Here is a 20500-nt window from a genome sequence, read left to right on the forward strand (position 1 = left end):
ATACTCATATTTTGTGAGTACCTCAAATGAAGTGAGCGCACCGGATGTGGAACGCGCAAGTGCCGCAGCACTCGGCGCGTGCCCGTCGTTCGTCGCAGCGATGGACGTTGTTGGAAAACGGTGGAGTGGCCTCATCATTGGTGCAATCGCGAACGGGTGTTACACATTCAGCGACATCTCTCGCTATGCCCCTTCGCTTTCAGATGCGGTCTTGGCTCGCAGGCTTCGCGAACTCGAAGTGGATGGCCTCCTCACCCGCGTGGTCAAGGATGCTCGGCCACCCTCGGTGCGCTACCACCTCAGCGAGTCTGGGCAGGCGCTTGCTCCCATCCTGGATCAGTTGACAGCGTGGGGCCAGGACTACTTGGGCGTACCCGCCGCCGGGTCATCCACTGTGGAATCGCCTGCCAGCCCATCGCATCGCTTGGTCACATCCGCAGCAGAACACCTCGAATCTCTTGAACCAAACGCTCATGGAGCAGACATATCGAAAAAGGAGACCTCCCGATGATGGAAGTTGGCGCACTCACGTTCGGTGAAGTGACCACGGACCCGATTACCGGCCAGACACCGAGCCCGCGCCAACGTGTGCTCGATACGATCGAACAGGCCCGGCTCGCAGATGAGGTGGGCCTGGACATCTTCGGTGTGGGGGAACATCACCGTGGCGACTTCATTGCCTCAGCCACGGCCGTCCTCCTGGCCGGTGCGGCAACAGTTACGAAGAACATTCGCCTGACCAGTGCTGTCACGGTGCTCTCCAGCGACGACCCTGTCCGTGTGTATGAACAGTACGCAACGCTCGACCTTCTGACGGACGGCCGGGCAGAAATCATGGCTGGGCGCGGTTCGTACACGGAATCCTTTCCACTGTTCGGATACGACCTGCAGGACTACAACGAGCTATTCGATGAGAAACTGGACCTTCTGCTGAAGATCTGCTCCGAGAACCCGATCAGTTGGAGCGGCACATTGCGCCCGGAACTAGTGGACGCAGACATCGCGCCGCGAGCACTCCAGAATCCACTTCCCATCTGGCAAGCAGTGGGCGGAACGCCGGCCTCCGGATATCATGCCGGCCTTCGCGGCATACCCATGATGATTGCATTTCTCGTAGGGCCATTGGGTGCCCATGCACAGATGGTTGACTACTACCGTATGGGTACAGAGCAGGCGGGAATCCCTGAGAGCCAGCTGCGCGTCGGTGCAAGCGTGCATGGTTTCGTCGGCGAAACCAGCCAGTCCGCCCGCGACACCATGTTCACTTACTTCTCCCGCGGGATGAGCGAGAACAATCATCAACGTGGGGTCGGTTTTGACATGCCACGCGCAGCTTTCAATGCACAGGCCACCCCGGCCGGAATGCCGGTGGTCGGCAGCCCGCAGGAGGTCATCGACAAGATCATGACCTATCGCGCGGTATACGGCATTGATCGCATCATGCTGCAGATGGGCTTTGGTGGCGTTCCCCAACGCGAACATCTGCGTGCCATCGAGCTGCTCGGAACCGAAGTGGCACCCGTATTGCGCACGGAGACCTCGAAGTGAACCAGATCCACGTCGTCGTCGTCAATGGAAGCCCGAACGTTCCTTCTCGCTCCGGCACGCTCGGGAATCTCGCGCTCGCGGAGCTGCGGGAAACTTTTGATGTGCAAGCAGAAAAAGTCGCACCGTATGCGATTGGACCGGGTCTGACGGGCGCCATCACACGCGACGATGTGGACGCCGCCGCCGAAACCACACTTCGTTCCGTGGAACAGGCAGACCTTCTCATCGTATCGGTCCCGGTGTATCGCGGCGCATACCCAGGAATGGTCAAGCATTTCTTTGACCTCGTGGACCAGTACGCTTTGGCTGCAAAACCTGTGTTGCTCATGGCCACGGGCGGTTCGGAGCGTCACTCCCTCGTCATAGATCAAGTCCTGCGTCCACTTTTCGGATTCTTCCAAGCGTGGGTGGCGCCCACAGGCGTCTATGTGGAGTCGGCAGCCTTCGACGGCACGGAGATTCTCGACGCCTCCGTCTATACCCGAGAACGCGTTGCAGTCAACGATCTCATTCCTCTGCTGAAGCTGAAGATCTCCACTGTGGCTTGAGTTCTTCGTCATCGACCATGAGGGAGAGCTAGGCCATGTCTCCTATGTCTTGAGCCATTGGAGGATGGCGTGGAGGACTGTGGCTGAGCGGTAGGTGGTGGCGAGCTTGTCGTATCTGGTGGCCAGTCCTCGCCATTGCTTGACGCTGTTGAAGGAGCGCTCCACGACGTTCCTGGCCTTGTAGGCCTCAGTGTCGAGGGCGGGTGGCCTACCGCCCTGGGAGCCCTTCTTCTGGCGAGCTGCGATCTCGTTCTTCTTCTGGGGGATCACCGCCTTGATGTGGCGACCACGCAGGTAGCGGCGGTTCACACCGCAGGTGTACCCGCGATCAGTCAGGACCACCTCGGGTGTGGTGCGAGGCCTGCCGGTGGGTCGGGGAACGTAGATGTCTTCCAGGGTGTCCTTGAGCATCACGCCATCGTTGCGTTGCCCGCCAGTGACCACCATGGCGAGTGGAAGGCCGCGTCCGTCCACGACCTGGTGGATCTTCGTGGTCAACCCGCCTCGGGACCGGCCAATGCCGTGACCTGCGGGTTCATCCTCCCCGGTGGGAGATCTCTTGTAGTTCGATCGTGCCCCCTGTGTCCTGCTCGGGGCGCTTGGTGTTGGTGGCGTGCTGGTGAGCGCGATTGATCGTCGCATCGATGCTGACCGCCCAGTCCACCTTCCCCGCCTCCTCCGCCTGGGAGATGACTTGGGAGAGCACATGGTCCCACACGCCTCGGCGTGCATACGAGCGATGCCTCTTCCACACCGTCTGCCACGGCCCGTACTGCTCCCGGGGAAGGTCCCTCCACGGGATCCCCGTGCGATACCGGTAGATGATTCCGTTGACGATCCTCCGGTTGTTGGTGAACGGACGTCCCTTCCTGCCCTCGTTGGACGGCAAGAGAGGGGAGATCCGCTCCCACTGCTCATCGGTCAAGGCCTCAAACCGGGTCATCTCACTCACCTGACCAGTATCGGGCGAGCCTCACACCCCAAATAGGAGACACGCCCTAGCTTCGCTGCGATGCGTGTTGTCAGTTCGCTAGCGTCAACTCCTTGGTTGGCAATGACGAACACTTTGCTGACGTATCCACCTTCTAGCGCGTTTTGATCATTGGTTACTGCGGTGGCATTGGAAAGTAGCCCACCAGCATCTACTAGGCCGCTCACCGTCAAATCCATATCCATAGATTCAGAGGACATTGCGGTAGCGACGTGTACCTTATCTCCAACCTTCAGGCCAAGGGCATCAGCCGTACTGGTGGGGATTGCAATTGTGCCTGAATCCGAAGGCATCGTGCCCTCAGAGAGCTTCGGCTGGTGCAAAGGTGCGAGATTTCCAGACTTGACAGAAGCGCCGAGCCGCTTTCCGTTATGAGAAAGCTCCAGATACGTCACTCTTTGGACAATCACTGCGTTCACGCCATCAACACCACGCACAGTGTCAGATGCTGCAGCAAGTTGTTGGTCGGTGATATCCCCTCCGCTTACGTCGATCACTACGCTTGATCCCTCGTAAGTGTCCCGGACACCTTGGGAGAGAGAATCCTTGATGGCCACTCCAAATGACAAAGCTGCAAGCACGAATGCGACCGAAATGGCAATTGCCACCCCGGTTGCAACATACCGACGTGCGTGGGCGCGAAGGTTGTTGAGAAGAAGGCTCCGCATCAGGCGACCTGCGCAATCGCTTCAGTGGTGGGGTGTTCCAGATCAGCCACGATGCGGCCGTCTTGGACCACCACAACGCGGTCGGCCATTGCCGCTGCCCGGTAGTCATGGGTGACCATGATGACTGTCTGGCCAAACTGCTCTACAGCTTGACGCAAGAGGGAAAGCACCTCGTGTGACGCTGCAGAATCAAGGTTGCCCGTGGGTTCGTCAGCAACAATCACCGCCGGCTGCATGAGAAGTGCGCGAGCGATTGCGACTCGCTGTTGTTGGCCTCCAGATAGCTGTGATGGCTTGTGTGTTAACCGCTCCTGCAAACCCAAAGCCGTGATGATCTGCTGCTTCCATTGATCGTCAGCACTCTTGCCCGCCAGTCGGAGCGGAAGCTCAATGTTGGCTTTGGCATCCAGCGTGGGCACCAGATTGAAGCTCTGGAACACAAAACCGATGCGATCGCGGCGAAGCTTGGTCAGCTCGTCGTCGCCTAATGTGGTGAGGTCAGTACCTTCAACGGTCACGGATCCAGAAGAAGCCGAATCTAGACCGGCAAGCAAATGCAACATAGTGGATTTGCCCGATCCCGAGGGACCCATGATTGCAGTGAATTCGCGCTCTCGGAAGGAGATGGAGACGTTGTTTAGTGCTGTGACCGCAATGCTGCTTTCTCCAAACACTTTTGTGACACCTGAGAGTGCAACAACCGGGCGGTGAGACCCAGCCTGCTGGTCTGGCAACGGACTTTGGAGCGGTAGATTGCTCACGGCTTGTTCTCCTTGTAAGAGTTTTTTCTGATGTTCTCAGTCAATCGGTGTTTGACAGTGTGAACAATCGTGCCGGGGCTACATCCGAGGTGGAGCTAGATCTACCTTGCATGGCGGTGGATAAATGATCGTCTCTCCGGAAATCGAAGCCATGCCTTCGCCAGACCTAGTGCGGGATGCCGGACAGTGCGTGGCTGGCGGTTCTCTTCCAAGACAGTTGCGCGCGGCTCCTAGTGGTTGCGAAGTCTCGTGATGAGGTCTTGCTTCTTCAAACGGGAGTAGCCGGTCAAGCCAAGTTCTTTGGCGCGTTCGCGTAGTTCCTTGACCGTGCGATCCTCGTAGTCTTCAGCGGTTGCGCCACGTCGGCCGATGGTGGACCGCCCTTCCTTTGCTGCGGCATTGGATATTCGCGCAGCCTTCTCTTGTGAAGCGCCGTCCTTACGAAGGCGTTCATAGAGTTCAACATCTTTGAGTGATGGTTTACTCGGTGTCATCTTGCCCTCCTTGTAATTGTTGGCGAGGAGCGAAAAGACCGAGTATGGATCGATCCGTCTCCGAGCCACTCACCAGCAGCCTATGCGAACCCGGCAGCGCAGGAGAAGGGCGGAAGAGGGGAGCCGGTGGAAGAGGGGAGCCGGTGGAAGAGGGGAGCCGGTGGAAGAGGCGCGCCGGGAAAGAAGTACGAATCTGCCTCAGGCGGCCCACCAACCATGCGTATTCATGAGCGAGGCAACCGTTCGACCATGCCGTTTACCTACATAACATCACCCCTTGGAGGGGCGACATAACGCGACTATGCTGAGGTCAACCTTGAACCCAAGACTAGTTACTCAGCATGCCTATGGACGCGGAAACGCGGCTGACCCGCAGCTGCCGAAGCTGGCTGTGCTGCGAGGCCCGGAACGTGATCCGTGAAGGGGGAACAGATGAGCGAGCAGGCGGATTCTATTCGGCCGGACGGCCGGGAAGAGACACCCAACCAGCGCGCAGACCGCAACTGGAACGACCTCCTTCAAGAGGTTCGAGTAACTCAGACGTGTACGCAGATTCTCGGAGGTTTCCTGCTCGCAGTGGCTTTTCAGCCACGATTCACCGATCTAGATGCTGTGCAACGCGATCTCTACCTTGTCCTCGTTGCGCTTGCAGGCGTAGCGACGTCGTTGTCACTTGCTCTTGTTATGTTGCATCGCAGGTACTTCGGCAAACTGATGAAGGAACGCGTGGTGGCGGCAGGTACTCGTTTGCTGAGAGTCAACCTTGCCGTTGTCGCGGCGCTGACCGCTGGCGTGACAGCACTGATTTTCGACTTCGTCCTTGGGCGTACTGAAGGCGTGATCGCGCTCATTGTGGGGCTGGCGCTGAACTTCCTTCTGTGGGTTAGCCTTCCGTTGACCTCCCGATCCTCAAAAGAAGACGGAGGGAACTCCGTTGCCACGTGAACGATGCCTGCGAGTTGGAGCATGCGCCAAGAAGACGATACTGGCATGTGCGGCAGCTTTGGCATTGGCTGCTTGCAACGTTCAGACTCCCGCAGACCCCAACGGCGCGCTTGAGGAGGTGACAAACGGTACGCTGCGGGTCGGTGCTTCGGTGGAACCAGGTTTGATCCGCGAATCGGGCGACGAACTCTCTGGACCGTTGTACAGAATCATCGAAGAGTTTTCGGCGAGCCTCCGGGCGCAAACGTCCTGGACTGTGGCCGGTGAGGAGACTCTTGTGACGATGCTCGAAGATGGCACGATTGACATCGCAGTTGGTGGATTCACCGGAGCGACGGCATGGATGGATAGAGCGGCGGTCACACGTGCGTATCACGGACTTCCGGGGATGGAAGGCCGCGAGATCGTGATGCTTGTACCCGCTGGTGAAAACGCGTTGCTTGGCAGCCTGGAGGCTTTCCTAGATGGAAAGGAGTCGCAATGACTACTGCCGGGTTCTATCAGGCGGCTCACGAGGGCTTACCGCTCACACAACAAGTCGCTTTGCACAAAGCGGTGCGCTGGCAGATCTTCACCATTGCCTACACCACATGCACGATCGTGGTTGTGGCACAGGTACTTGGCAGCTCCCAAGCAATGAAGACGGCTTGGGTAGAGGACATCCTCTCACTCATTCCCCAGATCTCTTTCCTGGTGGCGATGCGGTATGTGAAGCGGCCGCCCACCCGTGCGCATCCTTATGGCATGCACAGAGCCATGGGCACCGGCCACTTGGTCGCGGGAGTAGCGCTCGCCGCGGTCGGGACCAACCTTGCGTGGGAAGCAATCACTGGTTTGATAGCAGGCGATCACCCCACAATCGGCACGGTGAATCTCCTTCACCATACTGTCTGGCTCGGCTGGCTCATGATCGCCGTTATGGTACTCATTGTGGTCGGTCCGCTGTTCCTGTACGGACCTGCAAAAGCCCGATTAGCGCCCGAACTGCACAACAAGTTGCTGTTCGCCGACGCCGATATGGCAAAGGCGGATTGGCATACGAACGCTGCCTCGATCGTCGGTGTGCTAGGCACCGGACTGGGTGTATGGTGGCTCGACGGCGCCGCCGCCTTGTTCATCTCAATCGGAATCATGCGCGACGGATTCACTAATGCGCGGTCGGCCATCCTTGATCTCATGGACCAGACCGCCCGGCAGTTTGACGACAGCGAGGTACACCCGTTGGCAACTCAGATTGTCGAATACCTTGAGTCACAGTCAGGGATTCTCAAAGCGGGGATTCGCATGCGGGATCAGGGCCAGGTCTTTCATGTCGAGGCCTTTGTCACGCCCACCTCATCCCACGTTTCACTTGAAGACATGGCGCGCATTGCTCAGGGTGTGGGGAACCTCGACTGGAAGATACAGGACGTCGTCGTCGTTCCCACAGATCCTTTGCCACCTGAGGTGTGGCGTGGCGTTCCATCGGACCAACGTGAGGTCGCTCGGGGCAGTGTGATTCGTGGACGATTGAGGAGAAGACAATCACAATGAGCGCCCTCAGGCGCGGCAGTAAATGCTGTCCCCTTGAATCCACGTATTCGTCACTACGGTATCTTTTATCAGCTCGGTGGGTTCGCTAAAGATATCTTGGGATACCGTGATGAAAGAGGCCTCCTTGCCCGGTTCGATGCTGCCGAGCTGAGGGAAGTCCAACAAGGTGCGCGCCTTACCCGTGTAGAGCAAAACGGCTTGTTCCACAGTGATGGCCTGGGCGTGATTGATAGGTGCGCCGTTGTAAGCAGTGCGGTTGACGGCAGCATGAATAGACATGAAGACATCATCTGGATCCGCCCATGTTGTTGCTGGGCAGTCTGAGGCCAGAGCGAGATTCTCGAGTACATCGAACTCGTCCCTAACAGGGTAAGCGCAAGCGAGTTGGCTTTCTGTGAGGTTCTCACTGTAGGAATCGTATTCCGCATATAGGAAGTCCACGTTAGTGACTACCCCGAAGTTCATGCGCGCCTCATAAATCCTCTGGATAAGCGCAGGGTCCATGATGCTCGCATGTTCAATGCGGACGCTCGGGACGTCCGTGAGCCACGGGTCAAGGTCACCGAAGAAGTCCACGAGCGATTCTATCGCTCTGTCACCCATCGCATGGAACGCAATCTGCAGGCCATATTCCCGTGCGTAACTGAGAGCCGCTTGCATGAGAGATGTGGGCGCGGTGCTCATTCCACATTCGTTGCTTGAGCCTTTGTAAGGCGTACGCATCCACCCGGTGCGGTTGGAAATGGCACCATCCGCAAACAGCTTAATGCCCGCAACAGCCACGCGGCCCGCCTTGTCCTGTTCAATGATTGGACGTATCGGATGCACTTGGATGGTCGCAAAATCGTAGTAAATGCGCGCAGACTGGCGTAGCCCCTCCTGCTGAGCTGCCCGGAACAGATCGCGGTGGTCGTACCGGGTGGGAATGCAAAACATGTCCGTTATGCCCACAATCCCGCGTTCGGCAAAGTGCCGCGTTGTGGCGGCCAATGCCCGAGCGTCCGCATCGAAACCAGCCGAACCCTTGGCTTGAAGAACACGTTGATTTGCACCATGTTCTATCAGGATCCCGTTTGGAGTGACGCCGTCGGCCTCCCGGCCAAAAGCCGCCCCTTCGGGATCGGGTGTGGATGCGTCAATACCGGCCAGTTCAAGCGCCTTTGTGTTGCAAATTCCGGAATGGCAGTCGGAGCGCTGCACATATACAGGTTGCGTGGTGGATACGAGGTCCAAATCGTGGCGAGTTGGCGTGCGGTGTTCAGCCAGCTTGGATTCGTCGTATCCCCAACCTTCGATCCACGTGGAGGCGCCTGCCCCAGTGTTGGGATGAGCGCGTAGGGCAGCAATAAGTGAGGGAATATCAGTGACTACAGGAACCGTGCACGCCACGGCGTTGACGAAGTTGGCCACCAGCGTGGCGTGAGTATGCACGTCAAGGAATCCGGGGAGCACGGGACCGTTAAGAACAACGACGTCGACGCCAGAAGGCAGGTCGCGCGCCTCACCTACCCACGTGAAATGTCCATCTTCAACCGCAAAAGCTGTTGCGAATGTGGTTTCGTCCTGGCCTGTGAAGATCTTGTCTGCAGTGTAGTACGTGGTCATATGCCGTTCTCCGAAAGTCGTGGAGGGTGCGCTTGAGTTGTGTTGTTCGTGAATACTCACATACGGGGTGTGCGAGAGCATTGCCATCCTGTTACCGCAGCGAACTACGCGGCGCCCACCATATCTCTGGGCACTGGTGTGTTGACCCGATTGATTCTAACTACCGGCGTGAAGGCCATCGCAAGGCCCGCTACAACTGTTCCACCGATGAAGATGTACATTGCGGCTACTACGCCGAGCGAGTTGGCAATGATTCCTGCGAGAAGCGCGCCGATTGGCATGACTCCCCACACCGCAAAGCGGAAGGTTGCGTTGAGGCGGCCAAGTAGGGGGAGTGGGCAGATGCGCTGGCGCAGGCTCATCTGAGTGATGTTGTAGATGGTCAAGAAGAAGGAAGTCACGATGTTTGAGACAACCAACACCACTGAAGCGTGTGCTGGAACAAGTGCAGCGAGCGGAAGGCCGAGATAGGCCAACACGCCCAGAACGTTGCATACCACGATGGTGTGACCTTCTCCCACGTGGCGGATGAACCACGGGCGGCAGGTGGCACCGAGTATTCCACCGACTGCTCCAAGTGAGAGCAGTGTGCCAAGCGTGGTGGCGCTCATCCCTAGTTCGCGGAGGGCAAGGATGGGAAGCAGAGTTCCAACACCCTGACCGGCCAGTGCGCCAGCAGATATGCACAAGAAGAGTGGGCCGAGAAGGCGTTCGCCGCGCACATAATCAATGCCCTCGCGCACTTGATCGCGCAACTTGGAATCCTTGGGGGCCTGTGGCTTGCGCTCCTTGCCGGGAATGCGCGAAATGGCAATTGCCGAGAGGGCATACGTACCGGCGGTCAAAAGGTAGGCGAAGGGCGCCGCCATGACGCCGAGCAGCCAACCGGCCAACCCAGGCCCGCCCACCCTGGCAACCTGGAATGATGCTTCCATTCGACCATTGGCTTCCCCGATGTGTTCAGGTCCCACAATGGCTGGCACAAATGACTGGTAGGAGACGTCAAAGAACACTGTGGCGAACCCCAAGATTGCTGCCACAGCCATCAGATGCCCAATGGTGAGCGCCCCAAACCACCACGCAAGAGGGATGGAAGCCAAAGCTATGACGCGCACGACGTCGGCGGCAATCATCGTGCGGCGCTTGCGCCACCGGTCTACCCACGCACCAGCTGGTAGTCCGATGAGGAGGAAAGCGACTGTCTGCAGCGCAGAAAGCACACCAATTTGCCGATTCGTCGCATCAAGCAAAGTAATTGCTATTGCGCTAGTGGCAAGTCCGGCGATCTGGAACCCGAATTGGCTTGCGGTTTCACCTGCCCACAGGTTCATGAACCCACGGTTACGGCTAAGACTCGTGTGCTTGGGTGGCGCCTGAAGCTCCGGGCTGATGGCCGAATCCGCTGAGGATTTAGGCATCGAAGCGCGCTGGTCTATCGCAGTTCCGGCTAACAACTCGGTGCCCGCACCGTTGCCTTCCGGCTCCTTTCGAATCACGACCGATGAATCATAGGAAGCGACGGAGTGTGGACGAAAAGCTGCATGCGGGCGCTCGGGCGCAACGGAACTGGAGTCATGGGGCACTACAAAAGCCTATGTGTTTCGTGTGCCGGGCCTCGAATTGATCTGGCGAGTGTGAGGGGACAGACAAGGCCCGGGAAATGGCGCTGCTGCGCGTCTTCCCGGGCCTTGTCAGAACGCTACTGACGCATGTCAGTTCTTTGGAGTTGCCTCTCGATCCTCGTCTGCTTCACTGTGTGCAAGATCGTCAGCCGTGGCCTTCTCCGCAACAGGTTCTTCTTCATCAGATACGTCCAGATCGCCAACTTCTTCAACGACGACGGCGTCGGTGATCACGATGTCTCCATCTTCGAGATCGTCATCGGCATCCGCTGCGTAAGTGTTTGTGGCGCCATCAGGTTCACTGGTGTACTCAGAATCGAAAGAGGAAAAGTCTTCGTTTGCACCCTCCCATGCGAGCGGCGCAGCTGCAGCACCGGCCACAATCACAGCAGGCTTGCTGTACTGCGAAAGTGTAATGATCAATCCGATAATGCCAGCAGCGATGAGCGCTGCGGCCAAGGTGACGGAGGTGTCACCATTGGTGATCTTTGTGTAGTACTCGGTGGCATCGGTAATGGTTCCTTCATTTGCGCCGGTCTGAGCGGTCACTGTGACCGACCTTCCGGAGATGAAGAGTGCAACGCCGCCGATGATTGAGCCGAGGGAGAGAACCCAGGAGATCACGGCTGATGCTACGGAGGATTTGGCGGATGTGGAGGATTTCACGGGGAGCCTTTCGAGCTTTCTGTGCGTGCCAGCTTGGTCGCGTGTTGATCACTAGCGTAGACCCGCAAACTGGCCGTGGGCCCCATGAAGTCAGGGAAGAAACTGGGAATGGCTGGGGTCTGCGCTCCGTGCGCAGACCCCAGCCATGTGGGAATACCTCCCTAAGAGTCCAAGCCGTTGTGGCTAGACCAGTGATTAGCTATCAATAGCCGTGGTCATTTCGCGGCCTTCGTTTCCCGGACCACGCCATGTTCTATGCGCAGGCGGCGCTGAGCACTATCAGCAACGCGTGGATCATGGGTGACCATGATGACCGTGAGGTTGTCATTCCTCCACCGATCGTGCAAGAGATGCAGAATCTCATCGCGCGTTGTGACGTCTAGGTTGCCGGTTGGTTCGTCAGCTAGAAGCACGGGTGGATGTTTGACGAGTGCGCGGGCGATCGCCACTCGCTGCTGCTGCCCTCCAGATAGTTCTCCAGGAAGATGGCCAGCGCGGTTGTCCATGTTTACGCTGGCCAATGCCTCCATGGCGCGTTCTTTGCGTTCATCGGCTGGCATTTTGGCTGGAACCAAAGCCATCTCCACGTTCTCCAATGCGGAAAGCGTCTGGATGAGGTTGAAGTTCTGAAACACGATTCCCACGCGATCGGCGCGGATCTGGGTCAGATCCTTCTCATTCGCCTTGGAGAGTTCAACGTCTCCCAACAGAATGCTGCCCTGAGTTGGGACATCCAGTGCACCAAGCATTTGAAGAAGGGTGGACTTGCCTCCTCCAGTGGGGCCCTCGATTGCCACCATCTGGCCATCAGGAATGGTCAGATTGACATTGTTGAGCGCGGTCACTTTGTTGCGACCCTCATAGGTCTTTGTGACGTTTGTGAGTGTGTACATCAGTTGACGCTCCTAAGTGCTTCAGCGGGGCGAAGCTTAGCTGCGCGCCAGCCACCGATAATCCCTGCGAGGAGTCCTCCGACCAAAGCGGCCCCCACGCCGATGAGGATCAGTTCAATACTGACTGGGCTGTGAAGCACAACATCTACTGCATTGGATGCGGAGTTGACCGCCTCTCCCATGCCTGAGGGCAGATCAGATGGTGCGGATCCGCCGCCGCCACCCCCGCCGCCTTGCATTGAGAACCCACCTGTGGAACCTGAAAGTGTAATGCCCATGAGGTTCAAGACGATGATGGTGATGAGGCCAAGCACCACACCCGCAATTGCGCCGATTGCAGCGCGGAGCATCGACTCCACCGCCACTTGACCGACCACTCGTTTGTTTGACCAACCGATTGCCTTCAGCGTTCCGAAGTCTCGAATACGCTGGTTCACTCCCGAAACGGTGAACAGCACGGCCAAACCGAATGCCACCACGAGCACCGCAATAGATAGCCAAAGCCCGAGGGAACCCACCAGAGAGGAAGCCGATGAGAGGGAACCGGTGACCGATTCGGCAAGGGTCTGGTCTGTGGAAATTGTCGCTTCCGGTAGAGCTTGTGTCAGAGTCTCGGAAACCGAGGTTACTTGGGAGGAATCAGAGGCCTGAACGTATATGGATGTGATCTGGCCTTCCATGTCAGCGAGCGTTTGGGCAGTGGCCAGTGGAAGGTAGATGTCGGAGATACTGGAAGCTGAAGAATCCACGATGCCAACAACCTCGACATCGCTATCACCCACAGTCACGGAGCTTCCAACGGCGAGTTCATTGTTGTCGGCGTAGGTTGCAGATATGAGCGCGACGTCTTCGCCGTCGTCGCCCTCTTCAAACATGCGTCCATCCGAAAGCGTGAGCGTGGAGAGGTTGCCTAAAGTGGCACCCACCTGGACACCTGTCACGGTGGTGGAGTTCAGGCTGAAGTTGCCGCCGCCAAAGCCGCCACCGGAGTCTCCAGCGGGAGGTTCGGGAGCATCAGTGCTGCCTGCGCTCGGTGTGGCAGATGCGCTGTCCGACGCATCGGTGCCGTCTGAGGTATCTGTGCCGTCCGTGCTCTCTGAGCCTGGGGCAATGGAACCGCCCAGATCCATCTGCTGGAGGGTGAGTACTGCGGTTGCGTCGGCGACCCCATCCACTGACGTCACAGTGGATAGTGTTGAGTCATCGAATGCTTGGGTTCCCTGAGTTGTCTGAAGTGAAGACGCAGAGAACTCCGTGTTTCCCTCGCTATCGCTGGAACCTTCGTCCGGGTTAACACCGAACTCCCGGTTGCCTGATTCTTCAGACCGTTCGGTCACGGTGATGTCAGTCCCAACTCCATAAACGGATTCGAGAACTTCTGATTGGGCGTTGCTTACTCCCGCTGACACCGAGTTGACTACCATCAACAAGGCGACGGCGATGGCGAGTCCTACGGCAACGACGATTGTCTGTTTGCGTCGTCTACCTAACTCGCTGCGGGCGTACGTTATGAGCATTCGCACGGCTCCTTTCTGTTACGGCCCCAATATTCCTCGAGATTCTTGACCGAGTCCTGACGGATGCCTGTAAATGAACTGGAAAGCTCAATAGACGATCCGGAAAGCACGATATGAGGATGAGGTTGAGGTCACCGCATCAGCCACTGTTGCATCGTCGCGCCTCAAAGTAGGATTTCTCTAGAAGCTGGATAATTGGAGTTCTTGCACCCACAAGGCACAGTCCAACATGGTCCAGTTCACACTCACACCTCTTCTTACCTTTTTCTTGACTTGGAGTATTTCCGTATGCAGAAGACCCTCACCGTGGGCAAGCCGTGGTGCGTGATCCTTTTGTTCGCGCTACCGCTCATGCTGGGCAACGTTGTCCAGCAGCTCTATCAGGTGGTCGATGCCATGGTGGTTGGCCAGCACCTCGGTGTGGATGCTCTGGCTGCGGTGGGCACCACGAGTGGGCTTCTCTTTCTCCTGACGGGATTTGCGTGGGGGACTGCGAGCGGTCTTGCCATCCCAACAGCTCAAGCTTTTGGCGCTGGCGACTACGCGGCTGTGCGCCGTTCGGTGGCCGCAGGCACCGTGCTTGCTGGCGCTATCAGCATCGCGATCACTGCGATCGGCACTTTCTTCGCGCGTGACCTTCTGGTCTTGCTTCAGACGCCTGAATCGTTGCTGGATGAAGCTACAGTCTTTGCCACCGTCACCTTTGCGGGATCGGTGGCCACAATGTTCTTCAACTACCTGTCCTCGATTATTCGTGCGATCGGTGATTCCCGCACGCCACTCATCTTCCTTGTCATTGCATGCTTCGTAAACATGGGTCTGGTGGTGGGCCTCGTTGGATTCGCCGGACTTGGCGTGGGTGGTGCTGCGGCCTCGACAATGGCTGCTCAGATTCTCTCTGTGATTCTCTGCTTCGTGTACTTGCGCCGCTCGATTCCGGTGTTGCGCGTTAAGCGCGAGGATTGGCGGCCTGGAATGAAGGAGATCGGCCGTCATCTTCAGATCGGTTTACCGATGGGTTTCCAGGCTTCGATTATCGCAATCGGTGCACTGGCCGTTCAGATCCGGCTAAATACGATTGGCGAAGACGCAGTTGCGGCATACACCACGGCCGCCCGCCTCGATGGTTTGGCCGTAGGTATCCTCAATTCTATCGGGATTGCCGTCTCTACTTTCGTTGCGCAAAACTACGGCGCAGGGCTGTTCAGTCGGATCTTGGTGGGTGTACGGGACGCTCGCCGGATCTCCATCGGCATCGCACTGGCGATGGCAGCTATCTTGATTACCGCAGGTGATCCGATCATCCGTGGTTTTGTGGGTTCTGGCAGCGACGACGTCGTCGCCATGGCTCACGAATACCTTGTGGTCAACGGTTCCCTCTACTTCTTGCTTGGAATTCTATTTGTCACGCGAGCTGGCCTTCAGGGCATGGGAGATACGCTGATCCCCACTATCAGTGGAATTCTGGAACTGAGTATGCGCATCGTGGCTGCCGTAGTTCTGGGCGGAATCTTCGGGTTCGTCGGCATTATCTGGGATAACCCGTTGGCATGGTTTGGCGCGTTGCTTATCCTGTTGCCTTCATGGATGTCAGCCAAGAAGAAACTCAAGGCGCGTGCGGCTAACGAGCCGTTGATTGGTGATGGCTCTAATGAGAGCCGTGGCACCGCACAGGAGCTGGGCTCACAGCTGAGTGAGGCGCCCATGGCATTGGTGGCAGAGGAATCTGACCTAGCTAGCGATGTGCGCGAAGCGGCACCTAGCGAAGCCATTCTGGAACCGTATGGGGACGCCTTGGTGAAGTAGCCATGCACACGAGATAGCGAGCTTTGCTCGGCCGCATCCGTGCCCGGCAACTTCCAGTCGTGCGAACTTCCCTCCAGACACAAAACGACGACAGCGCTAGGATTCCCGTAGCGCTGTCGTCGTTTTATCTTTGCCAGTATCAGTACCTGATCAGTGGTGCTGACGCATCAGCGAGTTGAAGCGGCGGCAATCCGGTTCCGCACTGCAGTAGCCGCTGCCACGAGGTTCTCCAGGGTGGCTAGGGTTTCCGGGTAATCTCGGGTCTTCAGCCCGCAATCTGGGTTGATCCAGAGCCGGTTGGTCGGGACCGTGTTCTCTGCCAAACTGATGAGCTCAATCAACTCATCCGTGCTTGGTACTCGCGGTGAGTGGATGTCCCATACGCCAGGGCCCACCGCCCGGCCGAACCCGTGAACGGCAAGCTCTGGGATGAGTTCCATTCGTGAACGAGCGGCTTCGATGGATGTGACGTCCGCATCCAGCGCATCAATGGCATCGAGAATCTGGCCAAACTCGGAGTAGCACAGATGGGTGTGAATCTGAGTTTCAGGGCGCACGCCGGAAGTAGCAGCGCGGAATGAGGAAACTGACCAATCGAGGTAGGCGGCGTGCTTCGTGGCGTCCAGCGGCAGCAACTCGCGCAGTGCGGGTTCGTCCACCTGGATTACCGCAGTGCCTGCCTCTTCGAGCTCGGCAATCTCTTCACGAAGCGCGAGTGCGATCTGATCGGCAGATTCAGAAAGTGGAATATCGATCCGCGGGAAGGACCACGCCAAGATTGTCACTGGACCTGTCAGCATTCCCTTAACGGGCTTGTCCGTCAGTGACTGGGCAAAGGTTGTCCATTCCACCGAAAGCGGTATGGAACGGGCAACGTCACCCCATTGGATAGATGGGCGGGTGCAACGGGAACCGTATGACTGTACCCAACCATTGCGGGTGGCGGCGAAGCCATCGAGCTGCTCGGCAAAGTACTGAACCATGTCATTTCGCTCGGGTTCGCCATGCACCAATACGTCCAGCCCAAGATCCTCCTGCAAGGCGATGACGTGCCTGACCTCTTCGCGAATTCGTTCAGTGTACTCGGCGTGATTGATTCGACCTGCCACCAGGTCTGCGCGGGCCTTGCGAATAGAAGCAGTTTGAGGGAACGAACCAATGGTTGTGGTGGGCAGTGAGGGAAGCCCAAGGGCCGCCGTCTGGAGGGGTTCACGTTCGCTGAACGGTACGCGAGTACGCGCGGCATCATCCAGAGCACCAACACGGTCACGAACTTCGGGCAACACAACCCCCGCAGCTTGTTTGCGCTTGTCAAGAACCAGTGTTGCCTCAGCAACCTCGCGAGCAATGGCGTCCCAACCCTGTTCCAGTCCGCGAGCTAAGGTGACTACCTCACCCACCTTCTGGTCTGCAAAAGCCAACCAGCTGTGCAAATTGGCATCAAGCTCAGGATCCTCCCATGTCTCGAGTGCCGTATCGTGTGGCACGTGCTGGAGGGAGTTGGTAGTTGCCACGGCAAGGCTGGCGGGCGCCAAATCTTGTGCGGCACGCAGAACACGTTCTGCGCGGGCTAGGTCTGTGCGCCAGACGTTTCTGCCATCCACAACACCAGCCACAAGAGTGGTAGAAGAGAGGTCTACGCTGCCCGGATCGGGCAATTCGCCGCGAACGAGATCTAGCTGCACGGCCTCAACTCCGCTTCGCACAATTGCGGGCAGGGCAGCGCGTCCGTCGCCGTAGGGCAGGGTCACCAGAATCTCGGGCCGCGCTGGTGCCGCTACGAGCTTCTTCCAGGCCTCCTCGGCCACAGCAATGAGCTCGGAACGCGGGGTTGCGAGGTTGTCGGTCACCAAAGCGGGTTCGTCAAACTGAACCCACGGCACTCCCGCACCAGCAAGATGGATGAGCAAGTCCTGATATGCGGCGACGACGTCGTCGATCCGAGAAAGTGGCGACCATCCTTCGGGAGCGCCTTCGGCCGCCTTGGCAAGTGCCACATACGTAACCGGACCCACCAGGACCGGGCGTGTCACCCAACCCCAATCCGACGCGCTGGCCCAACGGTTTACTACGGAGGTATCGGCGTAGCCGATTGGCGTATCGGGGCCGATCTCAGGAACCAGGTAGTGGTAGTTCGTGTCGAACCACTTGGTCATCTCGAGCGGTGGCGCATCTTGGGTGCCGCGCGCCAAAGCGAAATACAGCTCCACAGCATCTCCACTGAACCGTTGTGGGATTGCGCCGAGCAATACGGTCGCGTCGAGCACGTGGTCGTACAGGGTGGAAGAATCGGGGATCGCTCCAATGGAGGAGTTCAACCCGAGCTCACTGAGCCGTTCGAAGGTCTGACGGCGCAAAACATCTGTGCTCGCCAACAGCTGTGGCGCTGTTGTGCGGCCTGCCCAGAAGGATTCGAGCGCTCGCTTGAGCTCGCGGTTTCGCCCAATTCGGGGATAGCCAAGGATCGTGGCCGTGGGAAAGGTGGAGCTAGACATGGTGGTTTCTTCCTGTGGCACCGAAGCGCCGGACGTGGCCACGGGTGTGGCGGGAGGTATTGGTATGGCCCACGAGGTCGCGCCGGGGGTGATGGCAGATCCGTCTGGGAAAAGTCGAACTAGGAGTGTGGCGCCGCTTGAGGGATGTCAAGCGCGCCGCAAGCGGATTGAAGAGCGGATTGAGGAATGGTATTTCACGGGCATGGGCGGTCATGGCAGAAGTGTCAGGAGGACGGAGCCAGTTCGCTGAAACTGGCAAGGATGTCCAATGCCGGGCGGGATTGGTTGAACGTGTACACATGGACTCCTGGTGAACCCGCATCGAGCACCTCACGCACTAAACGCTGCCCGTGGGCAATCCCGCGTGTGTAGGCCTCTTCTTCCGAGCCTGCAGATGTGAGGTCGTGAAGAATCGAATCGGGTACGCCTACCGAAGTTAGTTGGGACATACGTTCAAGGCGAGTGGCGCTTGTTGGAGGCAGAATGCCCGCCATGATGGGAATGGTGACGCCATAGCTGCGCGCACGCTCCACAAAGGAAATGTACGTTTCGGACTCGAAGAAGAGCTGAGTTATGGCGAAACTGGCACCGGCCGCTTGCTTGACGAGTAATCGTTCGATCTCCTGGAGCGGTGATGTTCCCGCTGCAGGATTTCCGGCAGGGAAGGCAGCAACAGCGATTGTGAGCGGCTTAAATGCGCTGCGCAAGGCTGCGCCGGGGTCGCGGGCAATGCGTTCGGTCTCGATTGCGCGGATCAGCGTTACCAGTTCGGTGGCTGACGCCACGCCGTCAGGAGCCGGCCGCCATCCCGGGTCATTGGCAGGAGGATCGCCACGCAGTGCAAGGAATGTCCGTACACCTGCATCGAGGTAGGAGGAAATGACGCGTGCGATCTCTGTGCGATCCGCACCAACGCACGTCAGGTGTGCAATGGGCTGGATCGGAGTATCGCGAACCAACGTCCGCACCACGTGGCGTGCGGTGGACTTGTCCTTGCCTGCCGCGCCGTAGGTTACCGAAAGAAAATCGGGATCTGCCTCCAATAGCCGGTGCACTGTGTTCCAGAAGCGTGGCTCGACATCAGCGGATCGGGGAGGCATGACCTCAAATGAGAGCATGCGCTCGCATCGGTTGAGGGAATCAGGGCTACTGCTCACTTCGCACCGCCGAACAAGGCGGTGCGCCCTCCTGAGTGCGCATGGAGATCATTGGGCTCGACATTCGGCAATCCCCGGCGATGGTGAAACGGATGGAGTCGGTGAAGGTGTTGTTCGACATGTGCGTTTCCTCCTTGTCACAGGCATTGCATTCGAGCCGGGTGGGTCCTTCCTGAGAAGGTCCCACATTGGGTATTCAGTCAAACCGGTTGTCATCGTAAACTGACCGGTTCTCGCACATCCTATGGATGCTGGGGCGTTCCCGCCCATGTGTGTCTATATATGAGATGAGGGAGTGGGCAACACTGAGTATCGCCCACTCCCTATCGATCAGAACGCTGGAATAACTTCTCCGTCTGGCCAGGTCTCGGTGATGTATTCTGCGACTTCCTGGGAGTGCAGGAGCTCATCGAGCTTCTTCACCGCAGTGATGGTTGCGGCATCAGATTCGCTGTTCCACACGAGAACGTTGGAGTACGGGTTATCTTCACCGGACTCGAGGTAGATGGCGTCCTTGGAAGGAGTCAGGCCATTCTCGAGTGCGTAGTTGCCGTTGATGATAGCGATGTCAACATCAGGAAGCAGCTTGGCAACAGCCGGAGCTTCAGCCTCTTGGAAGGTGATGTTCTTCGGGTTGTCCGCAATGTCGTAGATGGTCGGGGCATCGACGTCGTCGAGCGTAATGATGCCGTTGGTAGCCAGAAGATCGAGTGCGCGAGCTTGGTTGGACGGATCGTTCGTGATTGCGACAACTGCGTTATCCGGAAGATCGTCCAAGCTGGTGATCTTGTCGGAGTAGACGCCGTAGGGCTCGATGTGGATTCCGGCGCCGTGATCAAATGTGTAGCCCTTCTCAGCGATCTCCGTCTCGAGGTAGGGAAGATGCTGGAAGTAGTTTGCGTCGATCTCCTTCGAGTCGAGCGCAACGTTTGGCTGCACGTAGTCCTGATATTCAGTGATCTCAATATTCAGGCCAGCATCAGCAGCAAGGTTGTCCTGAACGAACTGAAGGATCTGAGCGTGGGGAACCGGGGAGGCGCCCACGACGATCGTCGTTACTGCATCGGAGGATTCTGATGTTGAGTCCGAACTGGAATCGTTCGAAGAGCACGCCGAAAGGGCAAGTGCGCAAACGGCTGCGAGGGCAGCAATGGAGCGGAAACGCTTCATGATAAATGGGTCCTTTGTATTCGTGGTTTTGTGTGGATGGTGCTGTGGCACAGGTTCACAAGGACCTTGTGAACCTGAACC

At 57.9% G+C, this 20500-nt stretch carries 20 protein-coding genes; 7 read left to right on the top strand and 13 right to left on the bottom strand.

Annotated elements, in window-relative coordinates; translation table 11 throughout:
* Positions 1–13 precede the first annotated feature (13 nt).
* From H2O17_RS05215 to H2O17_RS05225, 3 genes are read left to right on the top strand one after another with little or no spacing between them, the layout of a single operon-like run.
* Positions 14–511 (top strand): winged helix-turn-helix transcriptional regulator, encoded by a 498-nt coding sequence (locus tag H2O17_RS05215; protein WP_182050751.1) that lies wholly within the window; start codon positions 14–16, stop codon positions 509–511.
* Positions 508–1548: an LLM class flavin-dependent oxidoreductase gene (locus tag H2O17_RS05220; RefSeq protein WP_220456832.1), complete on the top strand. Its 1041-nt coding sequence runs from the start codon at positions 508–510 to the stop codon at positions 1546–1548. The genes H2O17_RS05215 and H2O17_RS05220 overlap by 4 nt, the downstream gene beginning before the upstream one ends.
* Positions 1545–2096, top strand: coding sequence for an NAD(P)H-dependent oxidoreductase (locus H2O17_RS05225; protein ID WP_220456833.1), 552 nt, complete (start codon positions 1545–1547; stop codon positions 2094–2096). The genes H2O17_RS05220 and H2O17_RS05225 overlap by 4 nt, the downstream gene beginning before the upstream one ends.
* A gap of 42 nt (positions 2097–2138) precedes the next feature.
* Here the strand turns inward: H2O17_RS05225 and H2O17_RS05230 are convergent, their stop codons facing one another.
* The 5 genes from H2O17_RS05230 to H2O17_RS05245 all read right to left on the bottom strand — a co-directional run bounded on the left by H2O17_RS05230 (position 2139) and on the right by H2O17_RS05245 (position 5010).
* Positions 2139–2738, bottom strand: a complete 600-nt coding sequence (locus H2O17_RS05230; protein WP_220456834.1) for an IS5 family transposase — start codon at positions 2736–2738, stop codon at positions 2139–2141.
* Positions 2632–3039, bottom strand: coding sequence for an IS5 family transposase (locus H2O17_RS11505; RefSeq protein WP_246311354.1), 408 nt, complete (start codon positions 3037–3039; stop codon positions 2632–2634). Before H2O17_RS11505 ends, H2O17_RS05230 begins: the two co-directional genes overlap by 107 nt.
* A gap of 5 nt (positions 3040–3044) precedes the next feature.
* Positions 3045–3755 (bottom strand): ABC transporter permease, encoded by a 711-nt coding sequence (locus H2O17_RS05235; RefSeq protein ID WP_182050752.1) that lies wholly within the window; start codon positions 3753–3755, stop codon positions 3045–3047.
* Complete coding sequence (locus H2O17_RS05240; RefSeq protein ID WP_182050753.1) at positions 3755–4516, bottom strand: ABC transporter ATP-binding protein; 762 nt, start codon at positions 4514–4516, stop codon at positions 3755–3757. The genes H2O17_RS05235 and H2O17_RS05240 overlap by 1 nt, the downstream gene beginning before the upstream one ends.
* 230 nt (positions 4517–4746) lie before the next feature.
* The gene (locus H2O17_RS05245) at positions 4747–5010 is read right to left on the bottom strand and encodes a DUF7218 family protein (protein ID WP_182050754.1); all 264 of its coding nucleotides are present in this window, start codon (positions 5008–5010) and stop codon (positions 4747–4749) included.
* Between the two features lie 432 nt (positions 5011–5442).
* Here H2O17_RS05245 and H2O17_RS05250 point away from each other — a divergent pair, with 432 nt between their 5' ends.
* Genes H2O17_RS05250 through H2O17_RS05260 form a run of 3 tightly spaced genes read left to right on the top strand, consistent with a single transcriptional unit; the run spans position 5443 to position 7488 of the window.
* On the top strand, positions 5443–5955 hold the full coding sequence (locus H2O17_RS05250) for a DUF6328 family protein (protein WP_182050755.1): 513 nt from the start codon (positions 5443–5445) through the stop codon (positions 5953–5955).
* Positions 5945–6439: a transglycosylase SLT domain-containing protein gene (locus H2O17_RS05255; RefSeq protein ID WP_220456836.1), complete on the top strand. Its 495-nt coding sequence runs from the start codon at positions 5945–5947 to the stop codon at positions 6437–6439. The genes H2O17_RS05250 and H2O17_RS05255 overlap by 11 nt, the downstream gene beginning before the upstream one ends.
* Positions 6436–7488: a cation diffusion facilitator family transporter gene (locus tag H2O17_RS05260; protein WP_182050756.1), complete on the top strand. Its 1053-nt coding sequence runs from the start codon at positions 6436–6438 to the stop codon at positions 7486–7488. The genes H2O17_RS05255 and H2O17_RS05260 overlap by 4 nt, the downstream gene beginning before the upstream one ends.
* Before the next feature lie 6 nt (positions 7489–7494).
* Here the strand turns inward: H2O17_RS05260 and H2O17_RS05265 are convergent, their stop codons facing one another.
* From H2O17_RS05265 to H2O17_RS05285, 5 genes are all read right to left on the bottom strand, one after another.
* Positions 7495–9093, bottom strand: coding sequence for an amidohydrolase (locus H2O17_RS05265; RefSeq protein WP_182050757.1), 1599 nt, complete (start codon positions 9091–9093; stop codon positions 7495–7497).
* A gap of 104 nt (positions 9094–9197) precedes the next feature.
* Positions 9198–10589: an MFS transporter gene (locus tag H2O17_RS05270; protein ID WP_281363076.1), complete on the bottom strand. Its 1392-nt coding sequence runs from the start codon at positions 10587–10589 to the stop codon at positions 9198–9200.
* A 216-nt stretch (positions 10590–10805) separates the two neighbouring features.
* Positions 10806–11381: a hypothetical protein gene (locus tag H2O17_RS05275; protein ID WP_182050758.1), complete on the bottom strand. Its 576-nt coding sequence runs from the start codon at positions 11379–11381 to the stop codon at positions 10806–10808.
* 215 nt (positions 11382–11596) lie between these two features.
* Positions 11597–12274 carry an ABC transporter ATP-binding protein gene (locus tag H2O17_RS05280; RefSeq protein ID WP_182050759.1) on the bottom strand — a complete coding sequence of 226 codons (678 nt, stop codon included), beginning with the start codon at positions 12272–12274 and terminating at the stop codon, positions 11597–11599.
* A complete protein-coding gene (locus tag H2O17_RS05285) occupies positions 12274–13791 on the bottom strand; it encodes an ABC transporter permease (protein ID WP_182050760.1) in 1518 nt (505 codons plus the stop codon). Before H2O17_RS05285 ends, H2O17_RS05280 begins: the two co-directional genes overlap by 1 nt.
* A 288-nt stretch (positions 13792–14079) precedes the next feature.
* On the opposite strand from H2O17_RS05285, the gene H2O17_RS05290 reads away from it, so the two are divergent.
* On the top strand, positions 14080–15597 hold the full coding sequence (locus H2O17_RS05290) for an MATE family efflux transporter (RefSeq protein ID WP_182050761.1): 1518 nt from the start codon (positions 14080–14082) through the stop codon (positions 15595–15597).
* Between the two features lie 167 nt (positions 15598–15764).
* Here H2O17_RS05290 and metE read toward each other — a convergent pair whose 3' ends face one another.
* The 3 genes from metE to H2O17_RS05305 all read right to left on the bottom strand — a co-directional run bounded on the left by metE (position 15765) and on the right by H2O17_RS05305 (position 20419).
* Entirely contained in the window at positions 15765–18092 is a 2328-nt protein-coding gene (gene metE / locus H2O17_RS05295; RefSeq protein ID WP_182050762.1) for a 5-methyltetrahydropteroyltriglutamate--homocysteine S-methyltransferase, read from the bottom strand.
* Between the two features lie 224 nt (positions 18093–18316).
* A complete protein-coding gene (locus H2O17_RS05300) occupies positions 18317–19210 on the bottom strand; it encodes a methylenetetrahydrofolate reductase (RefSeq protein WP_182050763.1) in 894 nt (297 codons plus the stop codon).
* A 369-nt stretch (positions 19211–19579) separates the two neighbouring features.
* Positions 19580–20419, bottom strand: coding sequence for a MetQ/NlpA family ABC transporter substrate-binding protein (locus H2O17_RS05305; protein WP_182050764.1), 840 nt, complete (start codon positions 20417–20419; stop codon positions 19580–19582).
* Positions 20420–20500 lie beyond the last annotated feature (81 nt).

The sequence above is a fragment of the Changpingibacter yushuensis genome (assembly GCF_014041995.1).
GTDB lineage: Bacteria > Actinomycetota > Actinomycetes > Actinomycetales > Actinomycetaceae > Changpingibacter > Changpingibacter yushuensis.

Excerpts from the sequence above, each read along its gene's own strand:
- H2O17_RS05260 (WP_182050756.1), top strand. The coding sequence starts at position 6,436 with ATGACTACTGCCGGGTTCTATCAGGCGGCTCACGAGGGCTTACCGCTC.
- H2O17_RS11505 (WP_246311354.1), bottom strand. The coding sequence starts at position 3,039 with ATGACCCGGTTTGAGGCCTTGACCGATGAGCAGTGGGAGCGGATCTCC.
- H2O17_RS05220 (WP_220456832.1), top strand. The coding sequence starts at position 508 with ATGATGGAAGTTGGCGCACTCACGTTCGGTGAAGTGACCACGGACCCG.
- H2O17_RS05245 (WP_182050754.1), bottom strand. The coding sequence starts at position 5,010 with ATGACACCGAGTAAACCATCACTCAAAGATGTTGAACTCTATGAACGC.
- H2O17_RS05280 (WP_182050759.1), bottom strand. The coding sequence starts at position 12,274 with ATGTACACACTCACAAACGTCACAAAGACCTATGAGGGTCGCAACAAA.
- H2O17_RS05265 (WP_182050757.1), bottom strand. The coding sequence starts at position 9,093 with ATGACCACGTACTACACTGCAGACAAGATCTTCACAGGCCAGGACGAA.
- H2O17_RS05250 (WP_182050755.1), top strand. The coding sequence starts at position 5,443 with ATGAGCGAGCAGGCGGATTCTATTCGGCCGGACGGCCGGGAAGAGACA.
- H2O17_RS05230 (WP_220456834.1), bottom strand. The coding sequence starts at position 2,738 with ATGCGACGATCAATCGCGCTCACCAGCACGCCACCAACACCAAGCGCC.
- H2O17_RS05290 (WP_182050761.1), top strand. The coding sequence starts at position 14,080 with ATGCAGAAGACCCTCACCGTGGGCAAGCCGTGGTGCGTGATCCTTTTG.
- metE (WP_182050762.1), bottom strand. The coding sequence starts at position 18,092 with ATGTCTAGCTCCACCTTTCCCACGGCCACGATCCTTGGCTATCCCCGA.
- H2O17_RS05285 (WP_182050760.1), bottom strand. The coding sequence starts at position 13,791 with ATGCTCATAACGTACGCCCGCAGCGAGTTAGGTAGACGACGCAAACAG.
- H2O17_RS05305 (WP_182050764.1), bottom strand. The coding sequence starts at position 20,419 with ATGAAGCGTTTCCGCTCCATTGCTGCCCTCGCAGCCGTTTGCGCACTT.
- H2O17_RS05235 (WP_182050752.1), bottom strand. The coding sequence starts at position 3,755 with ATGCGGAGCCTTCTTCTCAACAACCTTCGCGCCCACGCACGTCGGTAT.
- H2O17_RS05300 (WP_182050763.1), bottom strand. The coding sequence starts at position 19,210 with ATGCTCTCATTTGAGGTCATGCCTCCCCGATCCGCTGATGTCGAGCCA.